Below are 7,717 nucleotides of genomic sequence, written 5' to 3'. Positions count from 1 at the left end.
CGATGGACCAAGTGGATTTTACATTGTCATTAATCTCAATGTAACGTTGTTTCGACATGACTAACTCCTTGTCATCATTGTTGTTTCTAACCTGAATACAGGCTTTCATTAATCCAATGAGAATATCGGTCTATGAAAACAAACACAACGTTGTCAGCTATTCATTCACCCATAAAATCCCATAATCAGACAAGTAGCCAAGAAAAAACCAAAACAAAAATGAATAAGCCTGGATATCCATGCAATTTCGTTGGTACTCACCCCGTAAAATTTCTAACAAACTGAATAGTTTCCTATTTATTTGAATAAAAGAGCATTTCTATCAAAGTGCCTAGCTCAGTCAAAAACACTCACCATTTTGTACGCTTTTGATTCGCTCGATACGACTTCGAGATTCTTTTGTTGAGAACATTCTCGGCTGTCGCTAATCTATAAACATCCATGTTTACTTAACGGATAAAACGTTATGTTCGTTTACAACGGCAAAGAAATTGAAACGGATGCTCAAGGCTACTTATTGGATCATACTCAATGGGAAGAAGGTATGATTGAGCTTTTAGCAAAAGAAGAAGACATCGAGCTTACGGATGCTCATTTGGAAGTTGTGCATTTTGTGCGAGACTTTTATGAAGAGTTTAATACCTCCCCTGCAGTGCGTATGCTTGTGAAAGCGATGGAAAAAGCGCACGGCCCAGAAAAAGGTAACAGTAAGTATCTATTCAAGCTGTTTAAAAAGGGGCCAGCCAAACAAGCAACCAAATTAGCCGGCCTACCAAAGCCAGCTAAATGCTTGTAGATTCATAAAATTTTAAAACCGCGTAACGGCTTATACGACGCAGGTTCCTGCATCACATGCTCTACTGTTGCCGTTCGCGGTCCTTCTTGTAACCATTCCGAAAACGCAACTATTTGCGCGTCTGTTCCACACGCCATCACTTCAACATCGCCATTGTTTAGGTTCTTCGCATAACCTGTTAACCCTAGCTTCAATCCTTGATGGGAAGTATGGTAACGAAAGCCGACGCCTTGAACGTGACCTTTTACTATAAATCTCTCACACTTTACGTTCATCTTTGTACCGCTTCTTTTTACTGAGTGATATATTCTTTTCGTCTATTCACCCCACTAAGGATAGTGGGTTTTTGCACGGTTATTATAATTATGAAAGAAATTCCATTCCGCTGGATTGATAAGTATCTCATTCACTTAAAGATTCAAGAAAAGTTCTATTTGCTCTTCGTTCTCCCTCTTCTTGCTTTAGTCATTCTCACTCTCGTCCTTAATAGCGCGGCTAATACACTGATCTCAAGTATGTACCAAGAAGAGCTCATGCTTATGAAAGGTCTGATAGAGGCAGGCAACCTTTCTCAATCTCAAGTAGCAAGCCTCATCGCTGGTTCAGAAACCGTTTCTATTGGCTCTGGTTCGCAATCCGTGTCTGTTTTAAATGGTACGTACAGTTTGGTTGCGAACCATGAACTTTCTTTATGGGCTGCCCTATCAACGACTCAAGTAAGCATTATCTGTGTGAGCTTGTTTATTCTCGCTCTTGGCGTTTACTACATCATGACGTTTATTGGCGGCGCGATGTTCACGATGAACAAAGCATTAAACACTCTTGCGGGTGGCGACTTAACTGCGAGAATGAACTTCTTCCCTGTTCGCGACGAGTTTAGTGAAATTGCTATTACGATAGACAAAGTTGCAGAACGAGAGCAACAAATGGTGCTGTCGATTCAAGAGTCTGTGGCGTTAATGCAACAAATTAGCTCAGACCTGAATCAATCGATTCATCACAGTTCAGATATTTCAGCGACTCAGCAGGAACACCTCAACTCTCTTGCGAGTGCAACTGAACAGATGGCATCAACGATTCGAGAAGTCGCGACACTAGCTCACGATTCAAGCACGCAAACCGATGATGCGCGAAACGTGGCTCAGTCTGGACAAGTGAAAGTTGAGAATACGCTTCACTCGATTTCGAACCTTTCTAATGAGATTCAATCTGCGTCTCAAGCCGTTGCCGAGTTAGATGCCAATGCAGCACAAATTGATGAAGTCGTGACAACCATCAATGGGATCTCCGAGCAAACCAACCTACTTGCTCTGAACGCGGCTATTGAAGCTGCACGTGCTGGAGAACAAGGTCGTGGATTTGCGGTCGTTGCGGATGAGGTTCGCGCTCTTGCGGGACGCACTCAGCAAGCGACAGTTGAAATCCAAACGATGATTGAATCATTACAGCGTAACAGCCAGTCGCTTACTAAGCTGATGGAAGTGACAGTTAATAATGCAAATGAGGGACAAAACCTCATGACGGAAGTGAATCACGAAATCGGCTCTTTGGCAGATAAAAATCAAACTATCTCCGACAGTAGCATTCAAATTGCAACAGCAGCTGAAGAGCAAGGTGTAGTCGCGGACAATATCGCCTCAAGCGTTGAAGAGATTCGAGTTCAAGCAGATAACGTGTGCAATATGATAAGCACGACTTCACAAAACGTTGATCAACTGCGTAAGCAAAGCGACACCATGGAAACACTACTTACTGGACTTAAAGCATAGCAACGGAATCTGTTACAGCAAATTCAAATAAAAGGGTCACTTTAGTGACCTTTTTTGTATTTAAAAGTCACTACAATGTACTGGATTGCCGAGGGATATTGCTTTTACCATTCACATCCCGGACAATACGCCCCTTTCAAAATTCAACAAGAGCTAATGAAATGACAGCTGCTATCTATTTGGTTAAAGGTCGTGAGAAATCGGTCAAGCGCAAGCACCCTTGGATCTTCTCTCGAGGCATCAACAAAGTTGAGGGCGAACCTGCTCTTGGCGAAACGGTTGATGTATTCACTCACGACGGTAAATGGCTAGCTATGGCGGCATATTCGCCAGCTTCACAAATTCGTGCTCGTATTTGGAGTTTTGATAAAGAAGAAATCGACACCGCGTTTTTCGTTAAACGACTTAAAGACGCACAACTTCTTCGTGAAGACATTATCAAACGTGATGGCCTTACGGGTTATCGCCTTATCGCAGCAGAGTCTGACGGCTTACCTGGCGTTACGATCGACCGTTACCAAAATTTCTTTGTGTGCCAACTTCTCAGTGCTGGCGCAGAACACAATAAGCAGGCTATTGTTGACGCTCTGGTTGAGTGCTTCCCTGATTGTAATGTGTACGAGCGCTCTGACGTGGCCGTTCGTAAAAAAGAAGGTTTAAAAGAGATCACGGGCGTCTTGCACGGCGAAGAGCCACCTAAATCAGTCGTCATCGAAGAAAATGGCGTAAAGATTAGTGTAGATATCGTTGGCGGACACAAAACAGGTTTCTACCTAGATCAACGTGATAGTCGCCAGCAAGCGATGAAATATATGAAAGGCAAAGAAGTTCTTAACTGCTTCTCTTACACAGGTGGCTTCGGACTTTACGCTCTAAAAGGTGATGCAAAGCGTGTGATTAACGCTGACGTGTCGCAACCTGCTTTAGATACCGCAAAATTCAACGCAGAACTAAACGAGTTTGATATTTCGAAGAAGCGTGCCGTGTTCCTAAATGCAGACGTGTTTAAGCTACTTCGTGAGTATCGTGATCAAGGAACTCAGTTCGATGTGGTTATTATGGACCCACCGAAGTTCGCAGAGAGCAAAGCACAACAACTAAACGGCGCATGTCGTGGTTACAAAGACATCAACATGCTTGCAATGCAAATTCTAAAACCGGGCGGCACGCTACTGACCTACTCGTGCTCTGGCTTGATGGATCAAGTTCTGTTCCAGAAAATCATCGCTGATGCAGCCGTAGACGCTAACCGCCAAGTAAAGTTTGTGGAGCGCTTTGAACAAGCCGCTGACCACCCAACCGATACAGCATATCCAGAAGGTTTCTACTTAAAAGGTTTTGCATGTAAAGTGCTTTAGGCTACGAATAAGTAAGACAAAGCAGAAGAAAAGGGCCTACTGGCCCTTTTTCATTATGGCTCTAAGTTAACCTTAGTTAGTGCGGATAACACATCTCTCTCAAAGTCCGCATTTCCCACGATTAAATCACTAAACTCTGTCGCCCCGTTTTCTATTACGATAGTTTGAATTGAGTTTCCATCGTTATGGGTTATTTCTAGAGATAAGTCATCGCCATCAATGTTCAAGTCAATACTATTGAGAAGTTCTTCTATCGTATTGTGCCCTGCATCTTCAACGACTTCACTCAGATCTAAGGTGTCCAAATCTCTCTCAAAACCTCTAATTAGATCTGTTCCTGTATCCAAGGAGTCGTTGACCCATTTAAAGACATCTGCCTCGTTATCATTACCGATCAAGATGTCATGACTTACGTCCACTTCAGCTTCAATAATATTTGCAGAGCCATTACTTGAAGCATTTACTCCTCCGTTTTCATCAATAACGAATTGCAGGGTGTTCTCACTTTGATCACCATCGTTATCCGTCAATACATAATCGAAGTCTAACGTTTCAACTGTATCACCCACCGCACCATAAAATGCATACGCACCATCGTTTAAGTCGATTTCCAGAGTATGTTTGCTGTCGATATAGATAGTAAGCTGCATCGTTGTGTCGTCAAATGCATGCGAAATACCATCGTTATTGTCAGTTACTATTAGGTCTGTACCATCAAACGAATAAGTGACACCGTCATGTTCTATTTCGCTAATATAACCACCATCTGCCCCAATACCTGTATCTGGAGAAGTGGTATACATCAAGTTCCCCCCAACAGGTTGAATCACTGACTGCAACATAACCGGAGGTAATTGAGTTACGTCAGGAACCACAACACCATCAAGGTCTTGATTCAAAAAGCCATCATATGCTACGCGATCTAATTGCTCCGGCATAAGATTAACGCCCATACCATACGCTAGGGCTGTTATCTGATTATCAGGATCGGTTAGGTGATCAATCCAACTCTGCTCGCGAGCGTCGTTTATAAATGATGACGCAGGGTTTGGCTGACCATCTGACAAGAAGTAACTAACATTCGACGCACTGGTTAACTTACCTACATCATCCCATGACTGTTTTGCTTCATTTAGCGCGTTGTTATAGTTAGTCGCGCCACCCGCAGTTAGCGTCTCAATATACGCTTTGGCCTCCTCGACCGTCAGCCACGTCGCAGCACCTATAGCGTAAGTGGATGCTGTACTGCTATAAGTAATAATTTGAACTCGCGTTTGACCGATAGACTCATATTGATTCAATAACTGAGTTGCCGAATCTTTCATTATCTGCAAGCGATTATCCGTTCGCATAGAACCCGAGACATCCATTATGAGCTGAACGTTGGCACTTTCTTTAGTTTCTGCAACTACATCGTGAATAATAGATGCAGAATCTGGTGAGTCATCTTCCACAATAACGTTGACCGTTGTTGAGTTAGTGAGACCACGAGCATTCGAGACAAGCACAGGCACCTCAATATTTAAGGTGTCTTCTCCAGATGGGTTGGAGTGATCAATCGGACCAAGAAGCTCCGTAGATACCACTCCAGTATCATTGACTGATATTTTGATAACCTCTTCACCGTTCGCTGAACCGATAAGCATTTGGTCGTTATTTGATAACGTCCACGTTACAGAGATACCGTTACTAGTAAGAGCTGTAGATGGTTCACTGAGCGTAACAGAATCAACGGTTTGACCCAGCGTCAATTGTTCTACATCAGTACTCGAGTCAGTTGTGTCATCAAAGCCGTTTAGAGCAGAGTCATCAGCAATGGCGTTGCTTAAGCCTTCCTCAGAAACGTTTAGTGTTACACCTTCTACAATTGGTGGGGCGTAAGGGTTGACAGAAAAGTACCCCGTTTTACTGTCGCCATCATTATCAGTAATAGTGTAGTTAAAATCGATATCCCCATCGCCATAAGGTGAGGTCAAAGGCAAGTATTGGAAGAACTCCCATTTTCCAGTGCTAGGTGTAAGTTGAACTTCGAATGCAAGCTCTCCATCAGCCTCTGCAATCAGTCTATTAGAGTTTTGTGGATCGACGTATATCAACACGTCTTTACCATCTAGAGTCTCTAAACCAGCCTCACCTCCATTTAAGACTATAGAACCAGGGCCATCAGCTCCATATACAGCACCGAGGTTCCCATCCGCACTAGCAATTGGCACGCCAGAGTACGCACCTGTAAAGGTTATTGATTTAACGGTAAAGTCACTGTTGTCTTCAGTATCCGGGCCATTGCCATTACTGGTCGCCTCGAGGATGATTTTATCAAAGCCTCCCTGTTGAACATTGAAATTTGCCGCGTAATCACCACTGCTTGCATCAGAGCTGAACGATTGCTGAGCAATTAATACACCATCTCTATAAAAAGATGCGATTCCTTTCTCAAGTTCACCACCAAACATTTTCTCAAATTCTATTTCTGCTCCGTAAGCAACTTTATTGCCTAAGTCTATGATTAACTGCTCTGATACACCCTCATTACCCGCGAATCGATAATCGACTTCGTTTTCTAATTGGAAGCCGTTGTTACCAGAACTTTTAACGCCAATCCCTTCTGATGATTGATTGATTTCAGCTGTTCCCAGCATCACAGATTCGTCAGACACAAAACCGTTTGCAGTCACAACAACGTCCCCAAATGTTCGACTGGTTGCATCTGCCTCACTTCCTGCAAAATCTATGCGCCCTGTCAGAACGTTAGGTGCACCAGTAAGCGACACATCGACGGGTTGAACAACAACAGGCACGTATGGGCAATCATCTTCAACGGCCACATTTAAGCTTTGAGATGTTGTTGTTTGTCCATCACTTACAGAAATCTGTAAATCAAAGTTGATGATGTCTTCCACATCATTAACAGGATGATCAAGTGGCTCAAACAGAGTAATAGTATAGTCCCAAGAGCCTTGACCTGAAGCTGAAGGCTCGCTCAGCACAACAGTAGCAACAACGCTCAGGTGAGCAGTTTTCGCAGTCAGCGTTTGAGTACTGTTGTCCCACGTCCACGATATAGGCTCCCCTCCTGATGTTAGGTTGTTAGGGCCTGCCAATACTACTGAAACATTCGCCGTGTCTGGATCGGCAACTGTGAATGTTCCTGAGAAACTTGCGGAGTTAGTGGTGTCTGAAGGTGCTCCTGTATTATCAGGGATACCATTAGCTAAACCTTCTTCCGAAACAACTGCATTCACAACATTTGAAATAGAAGGAGGAGCATCATTATCAATAATCGTTGCCGTACCGGTATCGCTGCCTTGCACTGCACCAATGCCGGTTACTGTCACGCTGAAATCTTCAGGGCCTTCATAAACAGCGTCATCAATGGAAGCAATACGCACATCAAACTCAGTTTGCCCCGCTGGCACCGTTACTACACCATCGTTTGGCACTGTCACCCAACCACTTCCCGTGTTGTATTCTAGGGTGCCCAAATCTCCAACTTCGGTGTCACCCAAGTTGAGGCCTAGCTCGATTTGAACTGTAGACTCGGAGGCATTCGATAGCGTCACTTTGAAGTTGGCTGTCTCACCCTCATTAATGGTGCCAGCATCTGAAATAGTCACGCTTGGACGGTCATCATCCGGATCGGGACCCGGGCCACTGCCGTCATCCACTATCGTTGCCGTCCCCGTATCGCTGCCTTGCACTGCGCCAATGCCAGTCACCGTCACACTGAAATCTTCAGGGCCTTCATAAACAGCATCATCAATGGCAGCGATGCGCACATCAAACTCAGTTTGCCC

General features: G+C 44.0%; 5 protein-coding genes. 3 read left to right on the top strand and 2 right to left on the bottom strand.

Annotation, left to right across the window (positions count from 1 at the left end; all coding sequences use genetic code 11):
- Positions 1-466 precede the first annotated feature (466 nt).
- Positions 467-796, top strand: a complete 330-nt coding sequence (locus tag CAG68_RS09520) for a TusE/DsrC/DsvC family sulfur relay protein (RefSeq protein WP_005377396.1) — start codon at positions 467-469, stop codon at positions 794-796.
- Positions 797-798: 2 nt separating this feature from the next.
- On the opposite strand, the gene yccX is transcribed toward CAG68_RS09520, so the two are convergent.
- Positions 799-1,071: an acylphosphatase gene (gene yccX, locus CAG68_RS09515; RefSeq protein WP_017634611.1), complete on the bottom strand. Its 273-nt coding sequence runs from the start codon at positions 1,069-1,071 to the stop codon at positions 799-801.
- A 90-nt stretch (positions 1,072-1,161) separates the two neighbouring features.
- Between yccX and CAG68_RS09510 the strand changes: the two genes are divergently transcribed.
- Positions 1,162-2,565, top strand: coding sequence for a methyl-accepting chemotaxis protein (locus CAG68_RS09510; protein WP_054730265.1), 1,404 nt, complete (start codon positions 1,162-1,164; stop codon positions 2,563-2,565).
- Between the two features lie 161 nt (positions 2,566-2,726).
- A complete protein-coding gene (locus CAG68_RS09505) occupies positions 2,727-3,923 on the top strand; it encodes a class I SAM-dependent methyltransferase (RefSeq protein WP_161441044.1) in 1,197 nt (398 codons plus the stop codon).
- A 53-nt stretch (positions 3,924-3,976) separates the two neighbouring features.
- Here CAG68_RS09505 and CAG68_RS09500 read toward each other — a convergent pair.
- The coding region (locus CAG68_RS09500) for a VWA domain-containing protein (protein ID WP_161441043.1) at positions 3,977-7,717 on the bottom strand (3,741 nt) is incomplete at its 5' end.

Source organism: Vibrio sp. V42_P2S4T144, assembly GCF_009904715.1.
Taxonomy (GTDB): Bacteria; Pseudomonadota; Gammaproteobacteria; order Enterobacterales; family Vibrionaceae; genus Vibrio; species Vibrio alginolyticus.
This window is presented reverse-complemented; position numbering and strand designations above follow the sequence as displayed.

Excerpts from the sequence above, each read along its gene's own strand:
- CAG68_RS09520 (WP_005377396.1), top strand. The coding sequence starts at position 467 with ATGTTCGTTTACAACGGCAAAGAAATTGAAACGGATGCTCAAGGCTAC.
- yccX (WP_017634611.1), bottom strand. The coding sequence starts at position 1,071 with ATGAACGTAAAGTGTGAGAGATTTATAGTAAAAGGTCACGTTCAAGGC.
- CAG68_RS09510 (WP_054730265.1), top strand. The coding sequence starts at position 1,162 with ATGAAAGAAATTCCATTCCGCTGGATTGATAAGTATCTCATTCACTTA.
- CAG68_RS09505 (WP_161441044.1), top strand. The coding sequence starts at position 2,727 with ATGACAGCTGCTATCTATTTGGTTAAAGGTCGTGAGAAATCGGTCAAG.